The sequence below is a fragment of the Bradyrhizobium sp. USDA 376 genome, assembly GCF_054063675.1.
This window is the reverse complement of sequence record NZ_JBSSGN010000001.1, coordinates 7,267,165-7,291,691: the sequence shown is the minus strand read 5'-3', so window position 1 is coordinate 7,291,691 and position 24,527 is coordinate 7,267,165. Positions and strand designations below refer to the sequence as shown.

Annotated in this window: 27 protein-coding genes; 15 read left to right on the top strand and 12 right to left on the bottom strand. The window is 65.4% G+C overall.

Translation table 11 applies throughout. The annotated features are described in order from the left end of the window. The first annotated feature begins 6 nt into the window (after positions 1–6). Positions 7–1,221 (top strand): RluA family pseudouridine synthase, encoded by a 1,215-nt coding sequence (locus tag ACVJ19_RS34150; RefSeq protein WP_453953473.1) that lies wholly within the window; start codon positions 7–9, stop codon positions 1,219–1,221. Positions 1,222–1,421: 200 nt separating this feature from the next. Here ACVJ19_RS34150 and ACVJ19_RS34145 read toward each other — a convergent pair whose 3' ends face one another. Continuing rightward, entirely contained in the window at positions 1,422–1,868 is a 447-nt protein-coding gene (locus ACVJ19_RS34145; protein WP_453953472.1) for a hypothetical protein, read from the bottom strand. Positions 1,869–1,944: 76 nt separating this feature from the next. On the opposite strand from ACVJ19_RS34145, the gene ACVJ19_RS34140 reads away from it, so the two are divergent. From ACVJ19_RS34140 to blaOXA, 4 genes are all read left to right on the top strand, one after another. Next, positions 1,945–2,739: an ATP12 family chaperone protein gene (locus ACVJ19_RS34140; RefSeq protein WP_456739484.1), complete on the top strand. Its 795-nt coding sequence runs from the start codon at positions 1,945–1,947 to the stop codon at positions 2,737–2,739. A 55-nt stretch (positions 2,740–2,794) separates the two neighbouring features. Then, positions 2,795–4,432: a flagellar hook-length control protein FliK gene (locus ACVJ19_RS34135; protein ID WP_453953471.1), complete on the top strand. Its 1,638-nt coding sequence runs from the start codon at positions 2,795–2,797 to the stop codon at positions 4,430–4,432. Beyond that, positions 4,429–4,692, top strand: a complete 264-nt coding sequence (locus ACVJ19_RS34130; RefSeq protein WP_453953470.1) for an EscU/YscU/HrcU family type III secretion system export apparatus switch protein — start codon at positions 4,429–4,431, stop codon at positions 4,690–4,692. Before ACVJ19_RS34135 ends, ACVJ19_RS34130 begins: the two co-directional genes overlap by 4 nt. Before the next feature lie 109 nt (positions 4,693–4,801). Then, a complete protein-coding gene (gene blaOXA / locus ACVJ19_RS34125; protein ID WP_453953469.1) occupies positions 4,802–5,659 on the top strand; it encodes a class D beta-lactamase in 858 nt (285 codons plus the stop codon). Positions 5,660–5,813: 154 nt separating this feature from the next. Here blaOXA and ACVJ19_RS34120 read toward each other — a convergent pair whose 3' ends face one another. The 3 genes from ACVJ19_RS34120 to ACVJ19_RS34110 form a co-directional block, all read right to left on the bottom strand. After that, positions 5,814–6,806 carry a dienelactone hydrolase family protein gene (locus tag ACVJ19_RS34120; RefSeq protein WP_453953468.1) on the bottom strand — a complete coding sequence of 331 codons (993 nt, stop codon included), beginning with the start codon at positions 6,804–6,806 and terminating at the stop codon, positions 5,814–5,816. 72 nt (positions 6,807–6,878) lie between these two features. Then, positions 6,879–7,475, bottom strand: coding sequence for a hypothetical protein (locus ACVJ19_RS34115; RefSeq protein WP_453953467.1), 597 nt, complete (start codon positions 7,473–7,475; stop codon positions 6,879–6,881). Positions 7,476–7,720: 245 nt separating this feature from the next. After that, the gene (locus ACVJ19_RS34110) at positions 7,721–8,125 is read right to left on the bottom strand and encodes a DUF4260 domain-containing protein (RefSeq protein ID WP_453953466.1); all 405 of its coding nucleotides are present in this window, start codon (positions 8,123–8,125) and stop codon (positions 7,721–7,723) included. Between the two features lie 139 nt (positions 8,126–8,264). On the opposite strand from ACVJ19_RS34110, the gene ACVJ19_RS34105 reads away from it, so the two are divergent. The 4 genes from ACVJ19_RS34105 to ACVJ19_RS34090 all read left to right on the top strand — a co-directional run bounded on the left by ACVJ19_RS34105 (position 8,265) and on the right by ACVJ19_RS34090 (position 11,746). Beyond that, positions 8,265–9,797, top strand: coding sequence for an acyl-CoA carboxylase subunit beta (locus ACVJ19_RS34105; RefSeq protein ID WP_018647278.1), 1,533 nt, complete (start codon positions 8,265–8,267; stop codon positions 9,795–9,797). A 111-nt stretch (positions 9,798–9,908) separates the two neighbouring features. Then, complete coding sequence (locus tag ACVJ19_RS34100; protein ID WP_453953465.1) at positions 9,909–10,256, top strand: hypothetical protein; 348 nt, start codon at positions 9,909–9,911, stop codon at positions 10,254–10,256. 160 nt (positions 10,257–10,416) lie between these two features. Beyond that, a complete protein-coding gene (locus ACVJ19_RS34095; RefSeq protein ID WP_453953464.1) occupies positions 10,417–10,902 on the top strand; it encodes an adenosine-specific kinase in 486 nt (161 codons plus the stop codon). 85 nt (positions 10,903–10,987) lie between these two features. Then, complete coding sequence (locus ACVJ19_RS34090; RefSeq protein ID WP_453953463.1) at positions 10,988–11,746, top strand: protein-L-isoaspartate(D-aspartate) O-methyltransferase; 759 nt, start codon at positions 10,988–10,990, stop codon at positions 11,744–11,746. 265 nt (positions 11,747–12,011) lie between these two features. On the opposite strand, the gene ACVJ19_RS34085 is transcribed toward ACVJ19_RS34090, so the two are convergent. After that, entirely contained in the window at positions 12,012–12,671 is a 660-nt protein-coding gene (locus tag ACVJ19_RS34085) for a glutathione S-transferase family protein (protein WP_453953462.1), read from the bottom strand. 227 nt (positions 12,672–12,898) lie between these two features. Beyond that, positions 12,899–14,857: an alpha/beta hydrolase domain-containing protein gene (locus tag ACVJ19_RS34080; RefSeq protein ID WP_453953461.1), complete on the bottom strand. Its 1,959-nt coding sequence runs from the start codon at positions 14,855–14,857 to the stop codon at positions 12,899–12,901. A gap of 106 nt (positions 14,858–14,963) precedes the next feature. Here ACVJ19_RS34080 and ACVJ19_RS34075 point away from each other — a divergent pair, with 106 nt between their 5' ends. Continuing rightward, complete coding sequence (locus tag ACVJ19_RS34075; RefSeq protein ID WP_453953460.1) at positions 14,964–15,278, top strand: hypothetical protein; 315 nt, start codon at positions 14,964–14,966, stop codon at positions 15,276–15,278. Positions 15,279–15,624: 346 nt separating this feature from the next. On the opposite strand, the gene ACVJ19_RS34070 is transcribed toward ACVJ19_RS34075, so the two are convergent. Then, on the bottom strand, positions 15,625–16,659 hold the full coding sequence (locus tag ACVJ19_RS34070) for an IS110 family RNA-guided transposase (protein WP_453948252.1): 1,035 nt from the start codon (positions 16,657–16,659) through the stop codon (positions 15,625–15,627). A 261-nt stretch (positions 16,660–16,920) separates the two neighbouring features. On the opposite strand from ACVJ19_RS34070, the gene ACVJ19_RS34065 reads away from it, so the two are divergent. Then, on the top strand, positions 16,921–17,199 hold the full coding sequence (locus ACVJ19_RS34065) for a twin-arginine translocation signal domain-containing protein (protein WP_453953459.1): 279 nt from the start codon (positions 16,921–16,923) through the stop codon (positions 17,197–17,199). Positions 17,200–17,361: 162 nt separating this feature from the next. On the opposite strand, the gene ACVJ19_RS34060 is transcribed toward ACVJ19_RS34065, so the two are convergent. The 3 genes from ACVJ19_RS34060 to ACVJ19_RS34050 form a co-directional block, all read right to left on the bottom strand. Then, positions 17,362–17,613: a GCG_CRPN prefix-to-repeats domain-containing protein gene (locus ACVJ19_RS34060; RefSeq protein WP_183245074.1), complete on the bottom strand. Its 252-nt coding sequence runs from the start codon at positions 17,611–17,613 to the stop codon at positions 17,362–17,364. 191 nt (positions 17,614–17,804) lie between these two features. After that, a complete protein-coding gene (locus ACVJ19_RS34055) occupies positions 17,805–18,815 on the bottom strand; it encodes an alpha/beta fold hydrolase (protein ID WP_453953458.1) in 1,011 nt (336 codons plus the stop codon). 196 nt (positions 18,816–19,011) lie between these two features. Next, entirely contained in the window at positions 19,012–19,710 is a 699-nt protein-coding gene (locus ACVJ19_RS34050) for a metalloregulator ArsR/SmtB family transcription factor (RefSeq protein WP_453953457.1), read from the bottom strand. A 150-nt stretch (positions 19,711–19,860) separates the two neighbouring features. Between ACVJ19_RS34050 and ACVJ19_RS34045 the strand changes: the two genes are divergently transcribed. The 3 genes from ACVJ19_RS34045 to ACVJ19_RS34035 are packed head-to-tail and all read left to right on the top strand — an operon-like array spanning position 19,861 to position 21,405. After that, positions 19,861–20,169 carry an NIPSNAP family protein gene (locus ACVJ19_RS34045; RefSeq protein WP_018647290.1) on the top strand — a complete coding sequence of 103 codons (309 nt, stop codon included), beginning with the start codon at positions 19,861–19,863 and terminating at the stop codon, positions 20,167–20,169. A gap of 24 nt (positions 20,170–20,193) precedes the next feature. Continuing rightward, on the top strand, positions 20,194–20,544 hold the full coding sequence (locus tag ACVJ19_RS34040; protein ID WP_453953456.1) for an antibiotic biosynthesis monooxygenase family protein: 351 nt from the start codon (positions 20,194–20,196) through the stop codon (positions 20,542–20,544). 51 nt (positions 20,545–20,595) lie between these two features. After that, positions 20,596–21,405, top strand: coding sequence for an isocitrate lyase/PEP mutase family protein (locus ACVJ19_RS34035; RefSeq protein ID WP_453953455.1), 810 nt, complete (start codon positions 20,596–20,598; stop codon positions 21,403–21,405). 189 nt (positions 21,406–21,594) lie between these two features. Here the strand turns inward: ACVJ19_RS34035 and ACVJ19_RS34030 are convergent, their stop codons facing one another. Then, positions 21,595–21,987, bottom strand: coding sequence for a hypothetical protein (locus ACVJ19_RS34030; protein ID WP_211406433.1), 393 nt, complete (start codon positions 21,985–21,987; stop codon positions 21,595–21,597). A 163-nt stretch (positions 21,988–22,150) separates the two neighbouring features. On the opposite strand from ACVJ19_RS34030, the gene ACVJ19_RS34025 reads away from it, so the two are divergent. Then, a complete protein-coding gene (locus tag ACVJ19_RS34025; protein WP_453953454.1) occupies positions 22,151–22,795 on the top strand; it encodes a trimeric intracellular cation channel family protein in 645 nt (214 codons plus the stop codon). A 210-nt stretch (positions 22,796–23,005) separates the two neighbouring features. Here the strand turns inward: ACVJ19_RS34025 and ACVJ19_RS34020 are convergent, their stop codons facing one another. Continuing rightward, positions 23,006–24,241, bottom strand: a complete 1,236-nt coding sequence (locus tag ACVJ19_RS34020) for a cytochrome c (RefSeq protein ID WP_453953453.1) — start codon at positions 24,239–24,241, stop codon at positions 23,006–23,008. Positions 24,242–24,527 lie beyond the last annotated feature (286 nt).

The following is a 24,527-nucleotide window of genomic DNA, read 5'->3' as shown; positions in this document are numbered from 1 at the left end:
GCATTCATGAGCCGCCGCATCAAGAGAATGAATCCCAAGCCCCGTTCGCGTGACGAGCGCGATGACGCACGCCCGTTGAAGGCGCGCAGCGCGAAGAAGGCCGGACCGCGTCCGGGCGGCAAGCCCGGCGGTAAGCCGCCGCGCTTTGCCGGAGAGCGTGCCGAGCGGCGGCCGCCCAAAGCCGCCCAGGAAAGGCCTTCGCTGGAGAAGCCGGTCGAGGCGCTGCTGCCGACCAAGGTGCAGACCGTCATCGTCTCGGCCGACGAGAACAACATGCGCGTCGACCGCTTCCTCGAGGCGCGCTTTCCCGGCCTGTCGTTCTCCCACATCCAGCGCGTCGTCCGCAAAGGCGAGCTGCGCGTCGACGGCAAGCGCGTCGACAGCAAGGACCGCCTGGAGGAGGGCCAGAGCGTCCGCATTCCGCCGCTGAAGCTCGACGCGCCGAAGGCGGTCGGCGAGCTTTCGGAGGCTGCGCAGAAGACGCTCAAGGCGCTGAAGGAGATGACGATCTGGGAGGACGACGACGTCCTCGTCCTGAACAAGCCGGCCGGCCTTGCGGTGCAGGGCGGCTCGGGCATGACGCGGCACATCGACCAGATGCTGGAGGTGATGCGCGATTCCAAGGGGCAGAAGCCGCGCCTCGTGCACCGCATCGATCGAGAGACCTCGGGCTGTCTCCTGATCGCGAAGACGCGCTTTGCCGCCTCGCATCTGACCGGCGCATTTCGTTCGAGATCTGCGCGCAAGGTCTATTGGGCGCTGGTGCCGGGCCTGCCGAAACCGAAGCAGGGGCGCATCTCCACCTTCCTGGCGAAGGAGGAGAGCGAGGACGACACCATCATGCGCATCGCCCAGCATGGCGACGAGGGCGCCAGCCATGCGGTGACCTATTACGCGGTGGTCGAGACCGCCGGCAACAAGCTGACATGGGTGTCGCTGAAGCCGGTGACGGGACGCACCCACCAGCTGCGCGCCCACATGGAACATATCGGCCATCCCATCGTCGGCGATCCCAAATATTTCAACATCGAGAACTGGCAGCTGCCGGGCGGCCTGCAAAACCGTCTGCACCTGCTCGCGCGCCGCATCGTCATTCCGCATCCGCGCGGTGGCGTGATCGACGCTACCGCGCCACTGCCGCCGCACATGCAGCAGTCGTGGAATCTGCTCGGGCTCGATGCAAGCCGGTTCGACCCGATCGAGAACGCGCCGGAGGAGTAGGGCGCTGAGCTTTGGGCCAAGATGTTTCCCCAAAGTCGTCCTGGCGAAAGCCAGGACCCATTACCACAGGGAGGAGTGTGACGAAGACTCGTCGTTTGGTACTTCGACTTCGTCCTCTAGGTAGATCACGCGGTATGGGTCCTGGCTTTCGCCAGGACGACAGCGGAATGTCTGGCGACTGGCTTCCCCACATACCTCCCTCAATTCCGGAACTGCTCCAGAAACATCCGCAAGCTGTCGTGCGGGCTCTCGACGTCGGTGATCAGCCAGCCCTCGGGGCCGTTGACCAGGACGAAGTTCAGCGCCACGCGGCGGCCGTGATTGTCGAAATTCGCCGCAACGTAGGTCTTGTCGTATTGCCGGCGAACGACCGCGATCGCGACCGGGCCGAGCTTCCAGCTCGGGCTCTGCACCAGGAAATCATAGGGCTCGACTCTCGGCGTGCTCCAGGCCTTGCGCAGGGGCGGATCGAAGAACTGGCGGGCGGTCACGGCATCGCGCGGCAGGCCTTTTGACAGCTCCGGCGCGCCTTCTCCGTAATGGGCATAGACGTTGCGGACCAGCGATTCCGGGGTGCGGAAGCCGGCCTCCGCCGCTGCCAGCCAAAGTCCTGCCAACAGGGCCCCAATGCCCGCAAGTTCCCTCATGCCCCGCCGCTCGCTTTATCGGCCACAGGTCTTATCTTACAACCCTAGCATCCAGCGACCGGGACCGAAAACTCACATGCGCGAATTGTTCGAAGAAGCAGCAAGCCAGCCCCCGCCGGATCCGCGGGAATCGGCGCGCCAGTCCACGCGCACGCCGCTGCGCAAGCGCTTCTATACGGAGGCCGGCGTCGCGGATGCCGACGGCGGCTTCGCCATCACACTGGACGGCAAGCCGATCCGCACGCCCTCCGGTCGCCAGGTGGTAATCCCCGCGCGCGCGCTGGCCGATGCGGCGGCCGGCGAATGGACGGCCCAGGGCGAGACGATCGACCCTGTCACCATGCCGCTGACGCGGATCGCCAACAGCGTGGTCGAGGCCGTCGTCGACCGCGTCGAGCTCGTCAGCGACGATCTCGCAAAATACTTCGAGTCCGACCTGCTGTTCTATCGTGCCGGCCATCCCGAGGGGCTGGTCGCCCGCGAGGCCGCGCACTGGGACCCCGTGCTGTTCTGGGCCGCGGAGACGCTGGGCGCGCATTTCATCCTGTCCGAGGGCGTCATGCATGTGAAGCAGCCGGACGAGGCGCTGAAGGCCGCCCGGGCCGCGCTGCCCGGCGATCCCTGGTCGGTCGCCGCGCTCCACATGGTCACGACCCTGACCGGCTCGGCGCTATTGGCGCTGGCGCTGGCCCATGGCGTGCGCGATGCGGACCAGGTCTGGGCCGCCGCCCATGTCGATGAGGATTGGAACATCGAGAAATGGGGCGTGGACGAGGAGGCGGCCGCGCGCCGCGCCGCGCGCCTGAAGGATTTTGAGGCCGCCGTGACGGTTCTGGCGGCGGTGAAGCCGTCGGCAGTCCAAGGTCCTTAACGAGAGGTTTACGAGGGGGCCTTAGGGTGGGTCTAGCATTCCCCGGGCCCCTGAGATGCCGACGCCGATAAGCTCGATCATTCCCGTCAGTGCCGCCAGCCCTGTGGCTGATGCGACGACGCCCGATCTCGTGCTTCAGGCCGGCAGCGTCGTCGATGCCAGGGTGGTCAGCGTGCTGGCCGACAATCTGGTGCGCATCGCGATCGCCAACTTGTCGATGGACGTGATGTCGGAGGTGGCGCTGACGCCGGGACAAAATCTCCAGCTCGCGGTGTCGCAGAACGATGGCACCATCCGGCTCGCCGTCATGAACGGGGCAGGCGAGGCGGCGGCCGATCAGTTCACGCTGACCTCGCGCGCGGCCTCGCTGGTGGACAGCCCGCCGCTTGCGCCCACTGTGAGCGCACCACGCAACACGCTGACGCCGTTGGAGCAGGTCGCCGTCACCGCCGCTTCGGCCGAGGCCGTGACGAAACAGGGCAGCCAGGCGCCGTTGTTCGCCAATCTGGCCGCCGTCGTCACCGGCAGCGATCTGCCTGCTGGACTGAAGCAGGCGGTGCTCGACGTGCTGGCGCAGCAGACGCCGCTCAACACCGCCCTCGATGGCGGCGATATCGAATCCGCGTTCCAGAAGTCCGGACTGTTTCTGGAGGCTTCATTGGCCGCGGGCGCAACGCCCTCGTCAGGCACGGTGCCGGACTTGAAGGCCGCACTGCTAGTGCTGCGCCAGATACTGGCGGCGACCTCAGGCGCGATCGAGACAGGAGTGCCGCAGGCAACTGCGCAAGCCGCGTCGCTGCCGACCAGCGCTGCCGCGCCCCAGACTGCAGCTTCCACGGCTCAGCTGGCGGGCGAGGCGGCACACGCGGCGTTGTCGTCGCCGGATGCGGAAGTAGCCCAACCGACGCAATTGCCACGCGGCGCTGCGCTTGCCGCCGCCGTGCTGGCGGAGATAGCGGGCGGCAATCCGCAAGCCGCGATGCCGCGAACCATGTCCGCCAGCCTGGCCGCGAGCCTGCTGCAAGAGGTCACGCAAAACCTGCCGCGCATGCTCGGCAATTTGCCGGGCTCCAGCAAGGCTGTGCCGGATGGTCATGTGTTCGAGGCCGCCGCGCGCGCGACCACACCACCGCCGTTTCGCGGCGCGCTGCCGGCGCCGCAGGCTGTCGCCGCGCCGTCGCTCGCGCCTGATACGCCGCTGGCCGCGACCGTGCATCGCCTGCTCGACGACACCGATGCCGCGATCGCACGACAGACGCTGTTGCAGGTCGCCTCGCTCCCCGATCGCACGGATGCCAGCGGTCACCGCATCGATCCGGCCGTGCCGCAGTGGAATTTCGAGATCCCCTTCGCGACCCCGCAGGGCACCGCGATGGCGCAGTTCGAGATCTCGCGCGACGGCGGTGGCGAATCCGCCGATCCCGCCAGCCGTGCCTGGCGTGCGCGCTTCACGCTCAATGTCGAGCCGGCCGGCCCGGTGCATGCGCTGATCACGCTGAACGGCGACAAGACCTTCGTGCGGATGTGGGCGGAGCGGCCGGCGACCGCGCAGCAGCTCCGCGCCGGGATCGGCGAACTCACTCAGGCGATGACCAGGGCCGAGCTCAAGCCCGGCGATATCGTGGTGCGCGACGGCACGCCGCCGCAGCCGGCGCCGGCCCGCGCCGGTCACTTCCTGGACCGCGCCACATGAGCGATCCCACCAAGCTTGCAATTGCCCTGCATTACGAGAAGGGCTCCGGCGCGCCCGTCGTCGTCGCCAAGGGCAAGGGCACGATCGGCGAAAAGATCGTCGAGATCGCCAGGGCCAACGACATCCCGATCGAGGAGAACGAAATCCTGGCCGGCGCGCTCTCCAAGGTCGAGCTCGGAGAAGAGATCCCGCCCGACCTCTACAAGGCCGTCGCCGAGGTACTGGTGTTCGTGCTGCGGCTGTCGGGACGGGGGCGCTAGAGCATGATCCGGACCCAAAGGGCCGCGTTAGCGCAAAGTGTGCAGCGGTTTTCCGAATAGATCATTGCTCAAGCTGTAACCTGTCATCGTTTCACCACGTAGCGGCTGCATGGTCGCGGCCACCTTCATCATTTACCGGATCGCTCCCTTGCTTACCCGCCGTTCCACCCTCGGCCTGCTCGCCGCAGCCGCCATCCTGCCGCAGCGCGCGCTGGCCCACGTCGCGCCGCCGCGCAACGAGGTCCGCGACAACCTCGCAAAACGCTTCACCGATCTCGGCACGTCGGGCACCTTCGTCGGCTACAAGGTCGAGGATTATCTGATCGTCGCCAGCGACAAGGATCGCTCGGGCGAGGGGAAGCTGCCGGCATCGACCTTCAAGATTCCGAACTCGCTGATCGCACTGGAGACGGGCGTCGTCGCCGATCCCGACAAGGACGTGTTCCCCTGGGACGGCGTGAAGCGGCCGATCGAAGCCTGGAACAAGGATCACACGCTGCGCAGCGCCATCGCGGTGAGCGCGGTGCCGGTCTATCAGGAGATCGCGCGCCGCATCGGGCAGGAGCGCATGCAAAAATATGTCGACGAGTTCGACTACGGCAATCGCGACATTGGCGGCGGCATCGACCAGTTCTGGCTCACCGGGAATTTGCGCATCGACCCGGTCGAGCAGATCGACTTCGTCGACCGTCTGCGCCGCCGCGCGCTGCCGATCTCAAAGCGCAGCCAGGACCTCGTCGCCGACATCCTGCCGGTGACCAAGGTCGGCGACAGCGTCATCCGCGCCAAGTCCGGCCTCCTGGGCGCCGAGCGCGGCGAGCCGTCGCTCGGCTGGATGGTCGGCTGGGCCGAGAAGGGCGAGGCGCACACCGTGTTCGCGCTCAACATGGATTGCAAGGAGCCGCGCCTCGTTGGCGAGCGCATGCCGCTGACGCAAGCCTGCCTTGCCGAGATCGGCGCCATCTAGCTGGCGTAAGAAGAAGCTTGCGGCCATCCTTCGAGACGCCCGCCTTTGGCGGGCCCCTCAGGATGAGGTCTTGTTTCGCAGCGAGATATTGGACCCTCATGGTGAGGAGCGCCGCCTTACGGCGCGTCTCGAACCATGAAGGCCAAGCTGGCTCTCAGCCCAGCTTGAACAACACCTGCAAAAACTCCTCCACCGCCTTGCGCGACTCCGCGGCCGTAGCTGGATTGCCGCCGACATGCGGGTTCAATTCGACGCAGGAATCCTTGTAGGAGAACGGCGCGTTGGTATCGCCATTCATCAGCACGCCGCCGTCACCTTCCTTGATCTTGCAGTTGCGCACGGTCTGCGCATTCGCCGACACCGCAACGGTGGCGACGCCGAGCAGGCCGCTGTCAAAACCGTGCGCACTGTCGGGGTATTCGGTCAGCACCACGTCGCGTCCGGCCGCCTCGAGCCGCTCGACGAAGGCCTTGCAGCTCCTCACGGGATTGTAGTCATCGGGCGTGCCGTGGAAGATGCGGATCGGGCGCGCGGCGACCTCGCTATCGCCGGCATAGGTCGTCGAGCAATCAGGATAGAACGGAATGTACGCGGCGAACTGCGCGCCGGACTTGTTCCAGAGCTTGTTGAAGCGGTCGAGGCTCGCATAGAGCGTCGCCTGGCCACCGCGCGAAAAACCCATCAGCACGATGCGGTCGGGGTCGACGCGCGGGTGCTTCGCCAGGATTTCCAGCGAGCGGTAGATGTCGACGATCAAATTGAGCCGGCCGAGCAGGGCCTGGTTCGGCCCCACCACCGTCAGCCCGCGGCCGGTAAAGCCGTCGATCACGAAGGTCGAGATGCCCATGGCGTTGAACGCGTGCACCCAGGCCTCGGTGGTGGCGCCGACGCCGCTCGACCCATGCATCAGCACCACGACGGGAAGCTTGCCGGTGCCTTGGGCAACGCGGAATTCGCCGGCAACCGTCACCGGCTTGCCCGCGGCTGCATCGCCGCTCAAAAATTGCTGGTCGGAAAGGGTGAGCGAGGGAATCGGGTAGATCTCGGCGCGCGTTGCGACTTCCTTGGGAAGCGCCTGCGCATTGGCGAGCACGGTGGAAGCGCAGAGCGCAATGAGCACCATGGCGGCGCGGAATGCCGTCGGCATCGGATTCTCCCTATTGATTTTCGGGGAGTAGAGCAACGGACCTGCGCGCTGTCAATTTGACGCGCGGCGGTCTCAGCCCTTGTCGGCCGTCTTCTTCGCCGTCAGCGCCTGGTCGATGGCAAAGCCGCCGATCTCGCTCATCGCCTGCGAGATCACGTCGCCGCGTCGCGCAAAGCCGCTGGAGAGATAGTCGAACTGCGTCCGCGCCAGCCGCAGCACCTCGATCGGCACCGAGACCACGGTCTCGTTGAAACTGTCGACGGAGGCGCGCAAGCTGTCGAGTTCACTGGTGAGCTTGACGATATGGCTTTCAGCATGCTGCATCAGGCCGACCAGCTTGTTGCGCTCGGCATCGAATGCGGCGCGCTCGGCCGCGGCGGCCGCGGTGACTTCCGCAAGCTGGGCGCGCAGCGCCTCGATCTGGCCGACCATGGCATCGGAGGCGAGCTCGGCGGCCTCGCGCAGCTCGCTGTTGCGCGTGCTCTCTTCCTGCTGCTCGTGATAGAGCCGCTCGGCCGACATCGCGCGTCGGCTCAGCGACTCGATCGTGCTGGCTGCGCGCAGCAGCATCTCGCCGTTGCGCCCCGACACCATGCTGGCCATGCGCCGCAGGAAGTCGATGGTTTCGGACGATGGGTTCGGCGGCAGTGGGACGACCGTCGCGGACATGGGTGATGCTGGAGCCAGGGCATGATGACCGCCGCCGTACCGACTGGGCTCACGCAACATTCGGCGCCTGATCGCAAGGCCTTGAAGCAAGCCTGAATCGGCCGGCCGGGTCAACTGGCCGGCACGGCAAATACGGTCCCGTAGCCCGGATGGAGCATAGCGCAATCCGGGACAGGGCAGCGTGGAGAGGCCCCCGGATTACGCTCCGCTCCATCCGGGCTACGGCAGTCAGCCGAAGTGGGAGATCAGGCGTCCCTCTGCCGCCCGATCCGGCCGAGATGGGTGAAGCCGAAGCCGGCTGAATATTTCAAGCCATAGCCGAGCGCCCGGTCGATGCCGATATGGGCGAGCCAGATCAAGGCGATGGACAGGGTGAGGGGCGAGGCGAGGCCAAAGCCGAGCGTCAGCAGCGCCACCGGCGCCATGTAGCTGTGGGCGGCATTGTAGACCATCGCGCCGAATTTGGCGTCGGACAGGTATGCCAGGAAGCTCAGATCCGGCACGAAGAACAGCAGGGCAAACACCAGCCACGACCCGTCCCAGGCCCAGTAGAGCATCACCATGCCCACAAACAGGGTCAGGCCCTCCAGCCGCAGCAGGATGTTGACGCCGCCCGTCGCAGCCCCCGTCTCGGCCGTTCCTTCCGTCATGCTCGCCTCCCGGACAAAACTTTGTAATTCCTTCCGCTTTCCCGCTACGGCAGGGCAGCCCTGCGACGGCGAAAGCGGCTTTCCGGCCCGCAAAATGCCGTGTTAGAACCCCGCATCACTTAAGACCTGGCGGGAGCAAATGAAACATATCCTGGACGCCCTTGAAGATCGTCGTGCCGGCGCGAAGCTCGGCGGCGGGGAGAAGCGCATCGAGGCGCAGCACGCCCGCGGCAAGCTGACCGCGCGCGAGCGCATCGAGCTCTTGCTCGACAAGGGATCGTTCGAGGAGTTCGACATGTTCGTCGAGCACCGCTCCACCGAGTTCGGCATGGAGAAGAGCAAGGTGCCCGGCGACGGCGTCGTCACCGGATGGGGCACCGTCAACGGCCGCAAGACTTTTGTCTTTGCCAAGGACTTCACGGTGTTCGGCGGCTCGCTCTCGGAAACGCACGCGCTGAAAATTACAAAACTCCAGGACATGGCGATGAAGGCAAGGGCGCCCATCATCGGCCTTTATGACGCCGGCGGCGCCCGCATCCAGGAAGGCGTCGCCGCGCTCGCCGGCTATTCCTATGTGTTCCGCCGCAACGTGCTGGCCTCCGGCGTGATCCCGCAGATCTCCGTCATCATGGGCCCCTGCGCCGGCGGCGACGTCTATTCGCCGGCGATGACCGACTTCATCTTCATGGTGAAGAACACCAGCTACATGTTCGTCACCGGCCCCGACGTCGTGAAGACCGTGACCAACGAGGTCGTCACCGCGGAAGAGCTCGGCGGTGCCTCGGTGCACGCCACGCGCTCCTCGATCGCCGATGGCGCCTTCGAGAACGACGTCGAGACGCTCTTGCAGATGCGGCGCCTGATCGACTTCCTGCCGTCCAACAACACCGACGGTGTGCCGGAATGGCCGAGCTTCGATTCGATCGAGCGCCTCGACGATTCCCTCGACACGCTGATCCCCGACAATCCGAACAAGCCCTACGACATGAAGGAGCTGATCCTGAAGGTCGTGGACGAGGGCGACTTCTTCGAGATCGCAGAGAGTTTTGCCAAGAACATCGTCACCGGCTTCGGCCGCATCGCCGGCCGCACCGTCGGCTTCGTCGCCAACCAGCCGATGGTGCTGGCCGGCGTGCTCGACTCTGACGCTTCGCGGAAAGCGGCGCGCTTCGTCCGCTTCTGCGACGCCTTCAACATCCCGATCGTCACCTTCGTCGATGTGCCCGGCTTCCTGCCGGGCACCGCGCAGGAGTATGGCGGCCTGATCAAGCACGGCGCGAAGCTGCTGTTCGCCTATTCGCAGTGCACCGTGCCGCTCGTCACCGTCATCACCCGCAAGGCCTATGGCGGCGCCTTCGACGTCATGGCCTCCAAGGAGATCGGCGCCGACATGAACTACGCCTGGCCGACTGCCCAGATCGCCGTGATGGGCGCCAAGGGCGCGGTCGAGATCATCTTCCGCTCCGACATCGGCGACCCCGACAAGATCGCCGCCCGCACCAAGGAATACGAAGACCGCTTCCTGTCGCCCTTCATCGCGGCCGAGCGCGGCTACATCGACGACGTCATCATGCCGCACTCGACGAGGAAGCGCATCGCGCGGGCGCTGGCGATGCTGAAGGACAAGAAGACGGAAATGCCGGCGAAGAAGCACGACAATTTGCCGTTGTGAGGAAACGTAGCCCGGATGAGCGCAGCGACATCCGGGTTCTTTGTCCAAGTCCCGCATGTCGCTACGCTCATGCAGGCTACAGGTTCCTTCTGATTTGGCATCCTCAATCCAATGATTGAAGACGACCCGACCGACGAAATCTCCGACATCGAAGATCGGATCGAGCGGCTCGCCGAGATCGCCGAGCGATGCCGGAAGTACATCCTGGCGTCCAAGATCGCGATCGGCTGCGGGGCGGTGCTGCTGCTGATCACGATCCTCGGCCTGTTGGGCACAGGTCAAACCGCCGCGCTCGGATCGATCGCCTTGGTGCTCGGCGGGATCGTGTCGCTCGGCTCCAACGTCAGCACGTTGCGGCAGACTGATGACGCGATCGGTGCTGCGGAGGCGCGTCGGTCGGCGTTGATCGGCAGCATCGACCTCCGGGTCGTCGCTGATGCGCCGTTGAAGCTGGTGTGACGCGCCGGCCGTTCGGCTCTGTTCACTGCTCCAGCTTCGCCCGGCGTCCCTTGCTTCGCTGCCAGCGGCTTCCGGCGCGAAATCGGCTGTCTCTGGCCGCTTGCAATCGCCTCCCAGTGGCCTACCATGAACGGCGTTGGGACCTTGAAGGAGCGCAGCCATGGAACTCACCGTGGTGCCGATCGTCAAGCCGGACGCAACCAACTTCATCTTCGGCCAGTCGCATTTCATCAAGACCGTGGAGGACCTCCACGAGGGGCTGGTGGGCGCAGTTCCGGGCATCCGCTTCGGGCTGGCCTTCTGCGAGGCCTCCGGCAAGCGGCTGGTGCGCTGGTCGGGGAACGACGAAGCCGCGATCGCGCTTGCACGCGATAACGCAACGGCCATCGGCGCCGGCCATACATTCCTGATCTTCCTGGGCGACGGATTCTTTCCAGTCAACGTGCTGGCTGCGGTGCGCGCGGCGCCGGAGGTCTGCCGCATCTACTGCGCGACGGCCAACCCCACACAAGTGATCGTCGCGCAAACGGAGCAGGGCCGCGGCGTGCTCGGGGTGGTGGATGGCGCCTCACCGCTGGGTGTCGAAACCGACGAGGACATTGCGTGGCGGAAAGACCTGCTGCGAAAGATCGGCTACAAGCTGTAGCGGCTGGTTTCCGGTGATCGGCCGAATCCATTCGTTACGCTCAGCGGTCGACGTGAATTGTGTATCTCTTGGAGAGCGCGCGATCATGAGGGCCTTGCTGTTTGCCATGGTTGTCCTGCTCGTGCTTGCCATGGCTGTCGTCGCGCGGAAAGCGACCGCACAGGACGCACCACAGGACACACAATGCGTCCGCGAGCGCGCCGCCATGGTCGAAACCATCCGGGCCTACGCCCGGTCCGCATCCAGTGCTTTGGGACAGCAAGGCCTGTCGGAGAGGGTCCTTGAGGCCATGGCGCAAACGAAACGCCACCTGTTCATCCCTGAGCAATCTTGCTCTATCGCGTACGCCGATAGACCGATACCGATCGGCCTCGGCCAGACCATATCGCAGCCGTACATTGTGGCCTTGATGACCCAGTTGGCCGAGGTCGCGCCGGATCACGTTGTGCTCGAAGTCGGTACCGGTTCGGGTTACCAGGCCGCCATCCTTGCGCAGCTCGCGCGAAAGGTCTGCAGCATCGAGATCATCCCGCAATTGGCCGAGACCGCCGCGAAAAGACTAAGAGACCTCGCGTATGACAACGTGAGCGTCAGGCTGGGCGACGGCTACGACGGCTGGCCCGAATGCGGTCCTTTTGACGCCATCGTCGTGACTGCCGCGCTCGGGCAGCCCCCGTCGCCGCTGATTGAGCAGCTCAAAGTGGGGGGCCGTCTCGTCATGCCGGTGGGACCCGGTTACTCCACTCAGCAGCTCACGGTCGTCGAGAAAATCGCCCCCGGCAAGACGACGACGCGCGGCGTTGCGCTCGTCCGTTTTGTCCCCTTTACGCGTTCGCAAAACTAGAATCTGAAGCATGATCCGGAAAAGTGCGTAGCGGTTTTCCGAAAAGATCATGCTCGAACAACAACCTAAAGCGCGATGACGCTTCATCCAAATCTCATCGCGCTTTAGGGTGGAATAGGTTGAGCGCGCAGGGTGGGTATAGCCTTGCGACTGCGCGAAGCGCAGTTCGCTGGGCGTAACCCACCAATTTTGTTGAGGCGGACATTGGCGGTTTGCGCTTCCACCTTCGCTCTTCGAGCTTCGGCGGACAAGTCGCTAATCCGCCCTACGAGCTATGAGCGCGCGCCTTATCGGCCGCAGCGAAATGCGCCATCTGGTCGGCGTGGGCCTTGGCGAAGGCCGGCCGTGCGGTGGCGCGCACGAGATAGGCGCGGCAGGCTGGATGGTCCGCGAGCCCGTCGAAGCGATCGACAGGACGCAGCACGTCCGCCATCAGGATGTCGGCGACGGAGAAAGAGCCCGCCAGCCATTGACGGTCAGCCAGCACCGGCTCGAGGTGCTTAAGGCGGATTTTCAGGAAGCCGTCGACGAACTTCGCGGCCGGTGAACCGTCGTCGCTGCCGGTGAATTTGAACATGGACCATGGCAGGCTTGCCATCTCCACCGAATTGAGCGCCGCGAACACCCATTTCGTCGTCTCGCTGCGGCCGCGCGGTTCTGATGGCATCAGCTTCGCGCTGAGCTCGCCGAGATGCAGCAGGATCGCGCCGGTCTCGAAGATCGAGAGGTCGCCGTCGGTCAGCCACGGCACCTGGCCGAACGGCTGGTGCGCGAGGTGCGCGGCGCCGCGGTCGCCGAACGGCGTGCTCGCGACGCGATAGGGCAGGGCAGCCTCTTCCAGCGCCCAGCGCACGCGAAGGTCGCGCACCAGGCCGCGCGGCATCTCGGGAACCCAGTCGAAGGTGGTGAGGGTGAGGTCGGTCATGCGGGGGCTCCGTGCTGTCTTAAGCAAAGGACGGATGAGAGGCGGTCGTTCCGACAGTGGCGCGATGTTTTTCTCCACAGGCAGAGACCGTAGGGTGGGCAAAGGCGCACTTGCGCCGTGCCCACCATCTCTGGGCTGGCGACAGGAGTGGTGGGCACGCTTCCGCCTTCGCTCTTCGAGCTACGGCGGACAAGCCGCTTTGCCCACCCTACGGCAGCGTGGCTCCCTTACTGCCCAAGCTTCGCCAGCCTGCCTTGCTTCGCGGCCTCGACCGCGCGCTCCGCATCCTCCGGCAGCAGGGTTCGTTCCGCGACCTGCCGCGCCGCCTCGCGTCGCACCGCCGCCACATACGCCCCGTCATCCGCATATCGTTCGGCGATCGACAGCCGGGGATCGTGCACTTCCTTCCGTGCCGCCTCGGTCGGCGCGAACGGCACCACCGCGCCTTGCAGCGGATAGAGCGCGGTCGGGCCAAACCCTGGTGCGCGCGGATTCCAGGCGGTGTAGGTCGCGCGCGGCACCGCCAATGCGAGCTGGCGGATGCCCGCAATCGCCATGCCGTCGGTGTCCGCCTTCGGCACGAACACCGGATAGCGGCCGATCTCCTTGGGCGGCAGCACGCTCTGGTCGGAGAAGACGGCGAGCGTGTGGATGCCGGCATAGGGCAGGCCGGGGATGTCGGTCGGCACCGCGCCCTGCGCCGGCACCAGCGTGCCGTGGGCGCGCATGGGGACGCGGCTTGCGGGCGGCTTGATGCCGTCGCTGATCCAGGCGTTGAGATCGGTGAGGAGGGCGCGCATCGGCATGCCCGCATGCATCGGATTTTGCGGTAGCGACATCGCCGGCAAGCCCTTGCGCATGACCTCCGCGGCTTCGGCGAAATGCGGCGTGCCCGATATCATGTAGGCGCGGACGTTGTCGGGGAGGTCGAGATGGTTGCCGGCGAGATCGGTGACCAGCAGCGAGGCGTGCGAGGCCCACCATTCGTGCTCGCTGTCGGTCTGCATAACCTTCGGGCAAGTCGCCGACAGCGAACAGCGCCGCAAGAGGCCGTCGGTCTTGCCGGAGTAGGGATCACTGAGACTCGCATAGGTGAACGGGAAGAGATCGGCCTGCCACGCCGGATCCTGCGGATGGCGCGGGTTGCGGCCGGGCTGGCCGAAGCGGACATTGGTCGCCATGCGCCGCGTGCCCGCGACATGCGGCATCAATCCGTCGAACACGGGGCGGCCCTGGAGATCCTCGTTGAAGCCGAGATAGAGGAAGTCGCGCAGGAAACGGCCGGACTGCGAGACGCCGAAGCCAATGGCGCGGCTGACGGAGGGATGCAGGCCGTTCAGCAGCGGGTTCGCTTGCGTTTCGTCGTGGCGGAGGAAGCTGACGACATCGCGCACGGCGGCAAAGCCCATGCCGAGCGGCACCGGATCGCGCGCGGTGTAGCTGATCTCGTACAGCGCGCCGGCGTCGAAGTTTTCGGGCCGGGTGATTTCGACTGTGCTGGGATCGACGAGTTTTGCCGTAAGGCCTGATGGCGTCTGCCGCGCGTCGGCCCAGGCCGCGCGCACGGTCACATGGAGGTTGGCGGCGTCCGCGGCGGGCCAGGTCAGCGACGCGCGCGCGGGATTGGTCGTGTTGTCGAAGATCACCTCTTCGCGCACGGGGCCGGTGACGCCCTTGAGCACCGGCGCATTCATCGCGAGCTGTCCCGGCTTGGAGGGGATGTCGCCCTGCCAGCCGACCCAGACCATCGTGTAGCCTTGGCGGTGCAGGAAGCCGATGCCGGCGTCCTCGGCCTTGTCGGCAATGTTGGCGCCGGGCTGGGCGGCATCGTCGAACAGCTGCGGCGCCAGCTTGCGGCCGCGATTGGGGGCTTCCAAGAGCAGCGTGCCGTTGCCGTGGCTGGCATCGCTCGGCCTGAGGATCACGACGTCGGCGGTGGCCTCGACCTTGCCATCGGTGTTGCGCGGCGCGAGCGCAAGGTCGGTGATGACAGCGTTGCGGTCGTCGGACGGGTTGAGCGCGAAGGTCGCGCGTGCGGTGATGCGCTCATAGCTGCCGACATTGCCAAAACTGCGTCCGGCGAAGGCGGGCACACGTTCCAAAATGTCGAAGCGGACGATTTCGGCCGGCAAGGCCGTGGGCCACAGGCAGGTGATCGCGATCAGACCCGAGATGATCCTGCGCATGGCTGTCGTTCCCTTGTATGGCGCGACGGCAAGTTCCGCCCCGCGGGCTTTTTGTTGCGGCGACTATAACCGGCTATCCTGAGGGCAAACAACAGGAGGAAATCCGATGCCAGCAGCGTTCTTCGTCGTCCGCGCCACCGTCACCGATGCGGGCACGCGCGCCGCCTTCGACAGATGGTACGAGACCGAGCACGTGCCCGATGCGGTGAAGGCGTTCGGTGCGAGCAAAGCCTGGCGGTTCTGGAGCCTCGACGATCCCTCGCTGCACCAGGCGGTGTATCAGTTCGATGACGAGGCCAAGCTCGCGGCGATGCTGAAGGGCGATGCACTGAAAAAGCTCGTCGCCGATTTCAATCGCGATTGGCCCGACGTGAAGCGCTCGCGCGAGACGATGGTGCTGGCCCAGGAGTTCGTGAAGTAGTTGTGATCTTGTAGCCCGGATGGAGCGCAGCGTAATCCGGGACGGCGTTTCATCGGCTGCGGTTTCCCGGATTGCGCTTCGCTCCATCCGGGCTTCTGTAACGGGCCTTGGTTAGTCAATCCCTTTTTGCGTGATCCGATCGCTGGGCACTTGCTTCTGTACGGGATCGGCGCGGAGGCCGTCGCCTGATGGGGTGCATGAGGAGCCGGCCGGCCAATCTACGGAAGCGTGGTTGTGATCCACTTCCCGGATGGCGGCCTGACCGGATCCATCGTCCCAGCGAAGGGACCTCGCGCGGACGAGCCTGGTGTCGTGGCCCGCCCGGAACCGATCGATACTCCTTAGCTCAGCTTGTCGTGGCTTTGGCCATCGGGTTGAACGGCGTGGCGTCGGCGAGCATGCGATGCAGGATCACCGCGAGTTTGCGCGCGAGCGCCACCTTGGCCTTGCGCATGCCTGCGCGCCGGGCGATCCGCATCGCCCAGCCCTTGAGCGCCGCGCAATTCCTGACCGGCTTGGTCAGCATCACGTGGGCCGCCTGGTAGAGCGCCTCGCGCACGGAGGCATCGCCGATCTTGCTGATGCGGCCGGTGTAGTCGGTTTCCCCCGATTGGTACTTCTTCGGGGTGAGGCCAAAATGCGCCCCCGTCGCCTTCGATGAGCGGAAGCGCTTCGGGTCGTCGACCGCCGAGGCGTAGGTCAGCGCCACGATCGGGCCAACGGACGGCGTCGTCATCAGGAGGCGGGCTTGAGGGTGCGATCTGGCGAGCCTGGCGACCTGCTTGTCCAGGCTGTTGAACTCGCGCCGCAGCACGCCATGAGCTTCGAGCAGCGCCTGCGCCACCACTTCAAGGCCTGGATGGCCTGCAACGAGCTCCCGGATGCGCTCGGCGAAGGTGCGCTCGGTGGTCTTGCCGACCTTCAGCCCAAAGCCGCGAAGCACGCCGCGCAGGCTGTTCTCGATGTCGTGCAGCTTGGATTGCAGCAGCTTGCGGGCCGTCAGAATGGCGCGCGTCTCCTGCGCCGCGACCGACTTGCAATGCACCGGCCGGAACCAGCCGAGCCGCATCAGCTGGGCGATCCCGCGCGCATCGTTGCGGTCCGACTTGACTGGCATCGCCTTGAAGGCATCGCGAACGTGACGCGTCTCCAGAAGCTCAACCGCAAGCCCTGCCTCCCGCAGAGCCGCGTAGAGCCATTGCGACAACGGGCCTGCCTCCAGGCCGATCCGCTCCAGCGGCAAGGCCAGCGACCGGAACCAGGCGATCAGGGCCTCCGGCTCGCTCGCAACCTTCGTCTCGCGCAAAATCTTGCCTGTCCCATCGACAAGGCAGACGCTCGAGCATTCCAATGACACGTCGATTCCTGCATAGTGATACATGGTCGTCCCTTAATGATGCTTGGAGCGGGCTTGCCCGACTCCGTTGAACACCATCAGTTTGAGGGACGACCGCCTTCCAACCAACAGGCCGCTCGCGAGCGCGCTTCCAAATCGCGCCGTAGCGAGCGGGCGGCCGGCCCGTTACCCCATCTACGGGCACTCCACGTCGCAACGAACCTGAATGCGGGATTCAGCTTGGGTTCATGTCGTGACCGCGACACTTCATCTGCATCACTTGCTCGATAGCCTAGAGGACCTGTCATGGAGCGCCGGAACTTTTTGAAACTTGCATTGGGTGTGACGGCGGGCGCCGCCTTCGCCGCGACCGCCCAGGCCGCGCCGTTGTCACCGCAGCCGGTCGGCGGTCCGAACCGCATGCCGGAAGGCAATCCCGACGCTCATCCCGCCGTCACCACCAGCGAGGAAGCCGCGCAGCTGAAGCCTGAACAGGTTCATTGGCGCGGCCGTGGCCATCATTGGGGTTGGCGCCGCCGCCACTGGGGTTGGCGTCGCCGGCGCTGGCATCGCCGCCACTGGTAAGCTTCGCGCCAGCCAGGCTTTGGACGGGGATCGCGATCGCGGTCCCCGTTTTGATTCGTGGTTGTTGCATGACCCCGCCGATGGCCTGTTTGGAGGTCTTCAAAAGAAACGGCCGCGCAGGCTTTCGCCGCGCGGCCACTTTGTAAATGCAAAGAGACGAGGTCAGAACGGACGGCAGCGGCCGGCGTACCAGCGGAAACCATAGGGGCACACGCGGGCGCGCGGCACGACGACGACCGGCGCAGGGGCGACCACGACAGGGGCGGGGCGCACAACGACCGCACCGCGCATCGGGCGGCAGCCGCCATAGGGGCCACGGTACCAGCCCGGACCGCAACCCTGCGCGGCGCTGGCCGCCTCGCTGAAACCGACGACCGCGCTCGCGAGCATGGCGGCGGCGAAGAGATATTTCATTTGATCTTCCTTCTCGTCCTTGGGGCAGATTGTTGGGGCAGGGCGCTTGCGGCGCACAATGAATCAAAAGACACGATTCGACACGTTAAACTTGCAACATGCCGACACGTCGCGATCCAAGCCTGCCAATCATGACCTGAATGCGGCATGAACGTTCCCCGCATCCTGCCTCAGGCGACACTCAACTGTCGCTAGCGGCCGAGAAAGCCCAGCACCAGCTCGCGGTACTTCTCCGGCGCCTCCAGGAAGACGAGATGCCCGGTATCGGGGATCACCTCGGCCCGTGCGTTCGGCATCTTCGCGGCGAGCTGCTTCGCAAGCTCGGCGTTCTGCCCCATTTTTGCGCGCAGCGCCTCCGGCGCGAGCGGCCGGCCCGGCGCGTTGTGGTCGTCGGCGCCCATGATGAACAGCGTCGGCAGCGCGATCAGCGGGACCTCGTGCGCGACCGGCTCGCGGTAGATCATCTGGCCGGAGCTGACGAAGGCGCGCAGCCAGCGCGGATAATCGGGGCTGCCCTTGATGTTGAAGCGGGCATCGATGAAGGGCGTGATCGCCTCAGGCGGCAGCTTGATCGCGTAGTTGGTCTGGAGCTGCTTGCGATAGCCGTCCGCGGTGAGCTTGTCCTCGGTCTCGATCATCTTCTCGGTCGGCGTCGGCGGCACATAGGAGCGGTAGTCTTCGAGGCCGATCGGGGCTGTCAGCACCAGATGGGCGACACGGTCGGGATAGGCGCGGGCAATGCGCACGCCCAGCATGCCGCCGAGCGAATGCGCGACGACCTCGGCTTTATCGATCTTGAGATGATCGAGCAGCGCGATGGTGTTGCGCGCCAGATTGTCGAAATGCAGCTCGCCCGCCGGCTTGGAGGATTTGCCGAAGCCGATCTGGTCCGGCACCACGACGCGATAGCCGGCCTCGCTCAGCATCTTGATCACGGGCGCCCAATAGCTCGACGGAAAATTACGCCCGTGCAGCAGCACCACGGTGCGGCCGTTCGGCTGCTGAGGGGCCACGTCCATATAGGCCATGCTGAGCTGCTCGCCGTCATTGACGACGGGAAGCAAGTGCACGGGATAGGGATAGGCAAAGCCTTCCAGCGCAATGCCGTAGGGCTCGCGCGGCGCGGTCTCGGCGGCGTGGGTGGATGTGAGTGGGGAAGTCAGAAGGGCGGCGGCGAGCGCGGCCGGGAGGAGGCGGTTCATTTGGGGTCTCTAATCTGTTGCACCGTCATTCCGGGGCGCGCGCAGCGCGAACCCGGAATCTCGAGATTCCGGGTCTGGTCCTTCGGACCATCCCGGAATGACAGTGCGCATAAACGCGTGGACGGCCGGGTCAAGCGCGGCCATGATCAGAGCCCACATTCACACGCAAACGTGTGATTTCACGACGTTTGCGTGACTAATCCTTCCCGTTGCCGAACAGCGCGGCAAACTGCTTCTCGCCGGTGCGGGTGAAATTCACGACGCGGCTGCCGGGCGTAGGATCGCGCGCGGCCCATTTCAGCTCGGCAAAGCGCTGCATCATGGCGGCCCCTAACGTGCCGGCGAGATGGTGACGCCGCTCGCTCCAGTCGAGGCAGGCCTTGCAGACCGGGCGGCGCGGGTGGCTGAGCATGTCGGGCGAGATCTGCAAATGCTTGGCGAGGAAGCGCTCGCCCTCGGCGGTCAGCTCTATCTCCTGCTTCTTCTGCTTCACCAGATGCCGCTCGCGCAAGGAATCGAGCATCTGCACGCCGAGATCGCCGGCGAGATGGTCGTAGCAGATCCGCGCGCGCCGCAGCGCCGGATCTTTCGGTCCGGTGCGCACGCGCATGTGGCCGGTGCGCGCCGCAAGACCCGCGAGCCCTTCGAGCACGCCGGCGACGTCGTCGTCGGTGAGCCGGTAATAGCGGTGGCGGCCCTGCTTCTCCGGCTCCACCAGCCCACCGGCCTCGAGCTTCGAAAGATGCGAGCTTGCGGTCTGCGGCGTGATGCCGGCCTCCTGCGCCAGCTCGCTCGCGGTGAGCGCGCGGCCGTTCATCAGCGCCGTGAGCATATTGGCGCGGGCGGGGTCGCCGACCAGCGAGGCGACCATGGCGATGTCGGGTCCTGATTTCATGCTTCGATGGTAGCCGAAGCATTGTGGTCGGGCAAGCGCGTAGCGTGCCTCTGCAAACACGTCATTGCGAGCGCAGCGAAGCAATCGAGAAGCTTCAGCGGCGACGGTGTCGCTTTGCTTTTGCTGCAACGAGAAAATCAGGAGCCCATCATGTCCGTCACCGTCTTCATCCGCTACCAGCTCGATCCCTTCAAGCGCGCGCAGTTCGAGGAATATTCGAAGCGCTGGCTCACCATCATCCCGAAATGCGGCGGCGACCTGATCGGCTATTTCATGCCGCATGAGGGCACCAACAACATCGCCTTCGCGCTGATCACCTTCGAGAGCCTCGCCGCCTATGAGGCGTATCGCGCACGGCTGCGCCAGGATGCGGAGGGGATGGCGAACTTCCACTTCGCCGAGGAACACAAATTCATCCTCGCGGAAGAGCGCACCTTCCTGCGCAAGGTGGTATTGTAGGGCGTCAACCATGAGGAGACGCCCATGATCGCCGTGATCTTCGAGGTCTGGCCCAAGCCGGAACACCGCCAGACCTATTTCGACCTCGCAGCCGATCTGAAGCCGCTCCTGCAAACCATCGACGGCTTCATCTCGGTCGAGCGTTTCGAGAGCCTGACCGAGAAGGGCAAGATCCTGTCGGTGTCGTTCTGGCGGGATGAGGCGGCCGTGCAGGCCTGGCGCAACACCATGGAGCACCGCCGCACCCAGGCCAAAGGCAGGGCGCAGATCTTCGCCGATTATCACCTGCGCATCGCCAGCGTGATCCGCGACTACGGCATGAATGATCGCGACGAGGCGCCCAAGGACAGCCGCGCGGTGCACGACGCGCACTAGCGCGCGCGATGATGCGTGCCTATCTCTGCGCGGCCAACCAGGGAGAGAAACATGCACGTGACGACCGCTGACAAGCGCGCGACGTTCAAGAAAATGCACGAGGGCGGCTGCTTCATCCTGCCCAATCCGGTCGACGTCGGCAGCGCGAAAGCCTTGCAGCATCTCGGTTTCAAGGCGATCGCGTCATCGAGCGCGGGCTTCGCCTGGACTATCGGCAAGGCCGACAATCACGTCACCGTCGAGGATGTCTGTCAGCATCTGGCAGCATTGAGCTCGGCGGTCGACATCCCCGTGAACGCCGATTTCGAGGGCGGCTTTGCGGTCGAGCCGGACAAGGTCGCCGACAATGTCGAGCGCGGTGTTCGGACCGGCGTCGCCGGCCTGTCGATCGAGGATTCCACCGGCGACAAGGACAAGCCGCTCTACGACCGCGCGCTGGCGGTCGAGCGTATCAAGGCCTCGCGCAAGGCGATCGGCGACAGCGGCACGCTACTGGTCGGCCGCTGCGAAGCGTATCTCTGGGGCGTGACCGATCTCAAGCTGGTCATCGACCGGCTCACGGCTTACGCGGATGCCGGTGCCGACTGCCTCTACGCGCCGGGCCTGAAGAGCCGCGAGGACATCGCCGCGGTGGTGAAGGCTGTCGCACCGAAGCCATTCAACCTCCTGATCGGCGGCTCCGGCCTGTCGTTGCAAGAAGCCGAAGATCTCGGCGTGCGCCGCATCAGCGTCGGCGGCTCGCTCGCCCGCGCCGCCTGGGGCGGCTTCATGCGCGCCGCGAAGGAGATGGCGGAGAAGGGAACGTTCACCGAGCTTGGCAGCGGCTATCCCGGCGGCGAGCTCAACAAGATGTTCAGCTAGAAGCGCACCGAGACAAACGAAGAGCGGCGGGATGTTGAGTCCCGCCGCTCTCTCATCCTCTCGTGTCATGCCCCGCGACGGCGGGGCATCCAGTACGCCGCGGCTTCTCGATTCAATCGCTGCCGTCTCGGAGTACTGGATCGCCCGCCTGCGCGGGCGATGACAGTGGTGGGTTACGCACGACAGTCGTTACTTCGCGCCGTCGGACGGCTTCTGCGTATCCGGGGCCGGCTTGCTCGGCGCAGCACCCGTGGTCGTGCCCGGCTCGGTGTTGCTGCGCGGCGTCACGTCACGCATGCCGGGAGGAGCGGCCGGATTGGCCGGCGCGGTTTGCTGGGCAGTCCGCGACGCCGGCTCGTTGCTCGCCTGGTTGCCCGTGGTGGTGTTGTTCAGGCCGTAGAACACGGCGCCGAGCACCAGGGCGACGGCTACGGCAAACAGCGCGATCCTGCCGCTGGAGGCAGGGCCTTCGCCAAGCTCGGGATCGGCCTGAAGGTCGGCATCCCGGCGTGCCGCGCGAAGATACTCATCGTCGGCGAGGTTCGGGCGATACGGATCGTTGGGAAAACGGTCGTCAGCCATCGATTGGTCTCCTCGGTTATGACCCGGGACAACCGTCAGGTGCGAGATTCCGTTCCGCCCCCTTTGTGCTTTCGTCGCATGTTGCCTTCGCCTCGGGAATCGGGAACCTGTTCCGCCGGGAGCCCCGCGCGTGAGTTCCATTGCGCGAGGAGGGAACAGGGCGATGTGGAGCTTGCCGCCGACCGATAGCGTGCTGCATTTCCTGTCTCTGGTCGCGGTGGCCGCGCAGGGGATGACGGCCGCGCTCGCTGCCGGACGCCGCAGCATGGATTGGCTAGGCGTCTGCTTCCTCGGCTGCATCACCGCGCTCGGCGGCGGCACGCTGCGTGATCTGTTCCTCGGACATTATCCGCTGGCCTGGGTCGCCAACCCCAGTTATCTCGCGCTCGCCGGCGGCGCCGCCTTCGTCACCATCCTGATCGCGCGTCTGGTGCACCGGCTGAAGGTCGCCTTCATCGTGCTCGATGCCATCGGTCTCGTCGTCTTCACCATGACCGGTTGCGACGTCGCCTGGCAGATGGATGCGACGCTGCCGATCGTGATCGTCTCCGGCATGGTGACGGGCTGCGCCGGCGGCGTGCTCCGCGACGTGCTCTGCAACGACGTTCCGCTGCTGTTTCGTTCCGAGCTCTACGCCAGCGTCTCGGTGGTGACGGGGCTGTTCTATGCGACCGCGTTCGGCCTGAAGCTCAATGTGGAGCTCTGGACCATTTTGACCTTCGTCCTCGGCATCAGCTTCCGCCTGCTCGCAGTGCGCTACAAATGGGAGATGCCGAAGTTCGTGTTCACGGGAGACGAGGAGAGATAGCGTTCTTTCTTACCTCGCCCCGCTTGCGGCGAGAGGTCGGATTGCATCGAAGATGCAATCCGGGTGAGGGGGAGTCTCCGCGAGTCCTTCTCTCACCGTGATTGCGGAGACAGTCCCTCACCCCAACGCTCTCAGCGCGAGCGAAGCTCGTCGCGGCCCCGTAAGTACGGGGCGAGGGGGCGCACTGTCATTGCGGCGCGCGGTCGTTTCTTACGGCTCCTTCCGCGCCTTCGCCACCTGTGCCGGCGTCACCAGTGGCGCGGCGTTGCCCCAGGAATTGCGAATGTAGTTCGTCACCGCGGCGATCTCGCCGTTGGACAATTGCTTGGCATAGCCCGGCATCTCGCCGGTGTTCGGCGCGCGCGGCGTCGTCACGGTGTAGGCGCCGTCGAGGATGATACGCAGGGTCGAGGACGGATTGACCGATTGCAGCAGCGCATTGCCCGGCAGCGGCGGATAGATCCGCGGCGCTCCTGTGCCGTCGGCTTCGTGGCAGGCGATGCAGAGCTTTGCGTAGACCGCCTGGCCGGCCTTCATCTCGGCATCGTCGGGCGGCGTCACGATCGTCTCGCGCCGTGCCGGCGGCAGGCTTTTCAGATACAGCGCGATCGCACGAACATCCGCATCGCTCATCTTCACCGTGGAGTTGACGATCACCTCGGCCATCGGACCGCCGGCATGACTCTTCGCGTTGCGTCCGCTTTGCAGATACTCCGCGATATCCGCCTCGCTCCAGGATTTCAGCCCGGTGCGCGCGGCGCCATCGAGCCTTGGCGCGTACCAACCGCCGACCTCGTTGCCCGAGAGTGCCTGCGCCTGCTTGTCGGCGCCAAAATAGTTCTTGGGCGTGTGACAGGCGCCGCAATGGCTGAGACCGGTGACGAGATAGCCCCCGCGATTCCACGCGGCACTCTGGTTCTGGTCGGGCTCGAACAGGCCGGGCTTGAAATACATCGCGTTCCAGATCCGCATCAGGCCGCGGTAGCCGAACGGCCAGCGCAGCTCCGGCGGCTTGTTGCGGCTCGCCACAGGTGCGAGCGTGCCGAGATAGGCGCGGATCGCCAGCGTGTCGTCCTTCGTCATCTTCGTGAAGTAGGGGTAGGGGAAGGCCGGATAGTAGTTGGATCCATCAGGCGCGATGCCGTAGCGCAGGGCCCGGGTGAAATCGGCATCCGCCCAGGCACCGATCCCGGTGTCGCGGTCGGGCGTCAGGTTCGGCGCATAGATCGCGCCGAAGGGCGTGTCGATCCGCTTCCCGCCCGCGAAGGGCCTCGCCGGATCGGCGGTGTGGCAGCCCGCGCAGTCGCCGGCCTGGACCAGCGCCTTGCCATAGGCGATCAACTCCGGCGATGGTTCGGCGGCACGGGCCGCGCTTGTGACCGTACCTGCAACCGCACTGCACAACGCCAGACCCGCAAGAGCCAAGCCAGCCAGAATCGTCCGCATCGAAAGCCTCTCCTGCGACCAATCGACCGCACCCGCGTGAAAGCAGCGTCAATTCATTTCGCGACGGCGGGGGTATCGTGACACAAATTGAAAATGCCCGATGCCTTTGCAGCCACGAAATTGCGATTTTTACCCGGCGCTCCCTTTGGTCCAGATTTGTGATGCGCCGCGTTAAATATCCGACATAGAGTGGCGCAGGTAGTCGGCGCGCCCTAGCTAAAAACAACGGGCAGGCAACGGCTTAAGCGATGCAACTGACAAAGACCTGAACAGGGCGTGGAAAGAG

What these genes read in the sequence shown, in the direction of transcription:
- ACVJ19_RS34110 (WP_453953466.1), bottom strand. Translation starts at nt 8,125, where the DNA reads ATGACGGAAGGAACGGCCGAGACGGGGGCTGCGACGGGCGGCGTCAAC.
- ACVJ19_RS34075 (WP_453953460.1), top strand. Translation starts at nt 14,964, where the DNA reads ATGCCAGCAGCGTTCTTCGTCGTCCGCGCCACCGTCACCGATGCGGGC.
- ACVJ19_RS34020 (WP_453953453.1), bottom strand. Translation starts at nt 24,241, where the DNA reads ATGCGGACGATTCTGGCTGGCTTGGCTCTTGCGGGTCTGGCGTTGTGC.
- ACVJ19_RS34060 (WP_183245074.1), bottom strand. Translation starts at nt 17,613, where the DNA reads ATGAAATATCTCTTCGCCGCCGCCATGCTCGCGAGCGCGGTCGTCGGT.
- ACVJ19_RS34105 (WP_018647278.1), top strand. Translation starts at nt 8,265, where the DNA reads ATGAAACATATCCTGGACGCCCTTGAAGATCGTCGTGCCGGCGCGAAG.
- ACVJ19_RS34055 (WP_453953458.1), bottom strand. Translation starts at nt 18,815, where the DNA reads ATGAACCGCCTCCTCCCGGCCGCGCTCGCCGCCGCCCTTCTGACTTCC.
- ACVJ19_RS34150 (WP_453953473.1), top strand. Translation starts at nt 7, where the DNA reads ATGAGCCGCCGCATCAAGAGAATGAATCCCAAGCCCCGTTCGCGTGAC.
- ACVJ19_RS34130 (WP_453953470.1), top strand. Translation starts at nt 4,429, where the DNA reads ATGAGCGATCCCACCAAGCTTGCAATTGCCCTGCATTACGAGAAGGGC.
- ACVJ19_RS34090 (WP_453953463.1), top strand. Translation starts at nt 10,988, where the DNA reads ATGAGGGCCTTGCTGTTTGCCATGGTTGTCCTGCTCGTGCTTGCCATG.
- ACVJ19_RS34095 (WP_453953464.1), top strand. Translation starts at nt 10,417, where the DNA reads ATGGAACTCACCGTGGTGCCGATCGTCAAGCCGGACGCAACCAACTTC.
- ACVJ19_RS34120 (WP_453953468.1), bottom strand. Translation starts at nt 6,806, where the DNA reads ATGCCGACGGCATTCCGCGCCGCCATGGTGCTCATTGCGCTCTGCGCT.
- ACVJ19_RS34025 (WP_453953454.1), top strand. Translation starts at nt 22,151, where the DNA reads ATGTGGAGCTTGCCGCCGACCGATAGCGTGCTGCATTTCCTGTCTCTG.
- ACVJ19_RS34080 (WP_453953461.1), bottom strand. Translation starts at nt 14,857, where the DNA reads ATGCGCAGGATCATCTCGGGTCTGATCGCGATCACCTGCCTGTGGCCC.
- blaOXA (WP_453953469.1), top strand. Translation starts at nt 4,802, where the DNA reads ATGGTCGCGGCCACCTTCATCATTTACCGGATCGCTCCCTTGCTTACC.
- ACVJ19_RS34135 (WP_453953471.1), top strand. Translation starts at nt 2,795, where the DNA reads ATGCCGACGCCGATAAGCTCGATCATTCCCGTCAGTGCCGCCAGCCCT.
- ACVJ19_RS34070 (WP_453948252.1), bottom strand. Translation starts at nt 16,659, where the DNA reads ATGTATCACTATGCAGGAATCGACGTGTCATTGGAATGCTCGAGCGTC.
- ACVJ19_RS34100 (WP_453953465.1), top strand. Translation starts at nt 9,909, where the DNA reads ATGATTGAAGACGACCCGACCGACGAAATCTCCGACATCGAAGATCGG.
- ACVJ19_RS34140 (WP_456739484.1), top strand. Translation starts at nt 1,945, where the DNA reads ATGCGCGAATTGTTCGAAGAAGCAGCAAGCCAGCCCCCGCCGGATCCG.
- ACVJ19_RS34040 (WP_453953456.1), top strand. Translation starts at nt 20,194, where the DNA reads ATGATCGCCGTGATCTTCGAGGTCTGGCCCAAGCCGGAACACCGCCAG.
- ACVJ19_RS34145 (WP_453953472.1), bottom strand. Translation starts at nt 1,868, where the DNA reads ATGAGGGAACTTGCGGGCATTGGGGCCCTGTTGGCAGGACTTTGGCTG.
- ACVJ19_RS34045 (WP_018647290.1), top strand. Translation starts at nt 19,861, where the DNA reads ATGTCCGTCACCGTCTTCATCCGCTACCAGCTCGATCCCTTCAAGCGC.
- ACVJ19_RS34050 (WP_453953457.1), bottom strand. Translation starts at nt 19,710, where the DNA reads ATGAAATCAGGACCCGACATCGCCATGGTCGCCTCGCTGGTCGGCGAC.
- ACVJ19_RS34065 (WP_453953459.1), top strand. Translation starts at nt 16,921, where the DNA reads ATGGAGCGCCGGAACTTTTTGAAACTTGCATTGGGTGTGACGGCGGGC.
- ACVJ19_RS34115 (WP_453953467.1), bottom strand. Translation starts at nt 7,475, where the DNA reads ATGTCCGCGACGGTCGTCCCACTGCCGCCGAACCCATCGTCCGAAACC.
- ACVJ19_RS34085 (WP_453953462.1), bottom strand. Translation starts at nt 12,671, where the DNA reads ATGACCGACCTCACCCTCACCACCTTCGACTGGGTTCCCGAGATGCCG.
- ACVJ19_RS34035 (WP_453953455.1), top strand. Translation starts at nt 20,596, where the DNA reads ATGCACGTGACGACCGCTGACAAGCGCGCGACGTTCAAGAAAATGCAC.
- ACVJ19_RS34030 (WP_211406433.1), bottom strand. Translation starts at nt 21,987, where the DNA reads ATGGCTGACGACCGTTTTCCCAACGATCCGTATCGCCCGAACCTCGCC.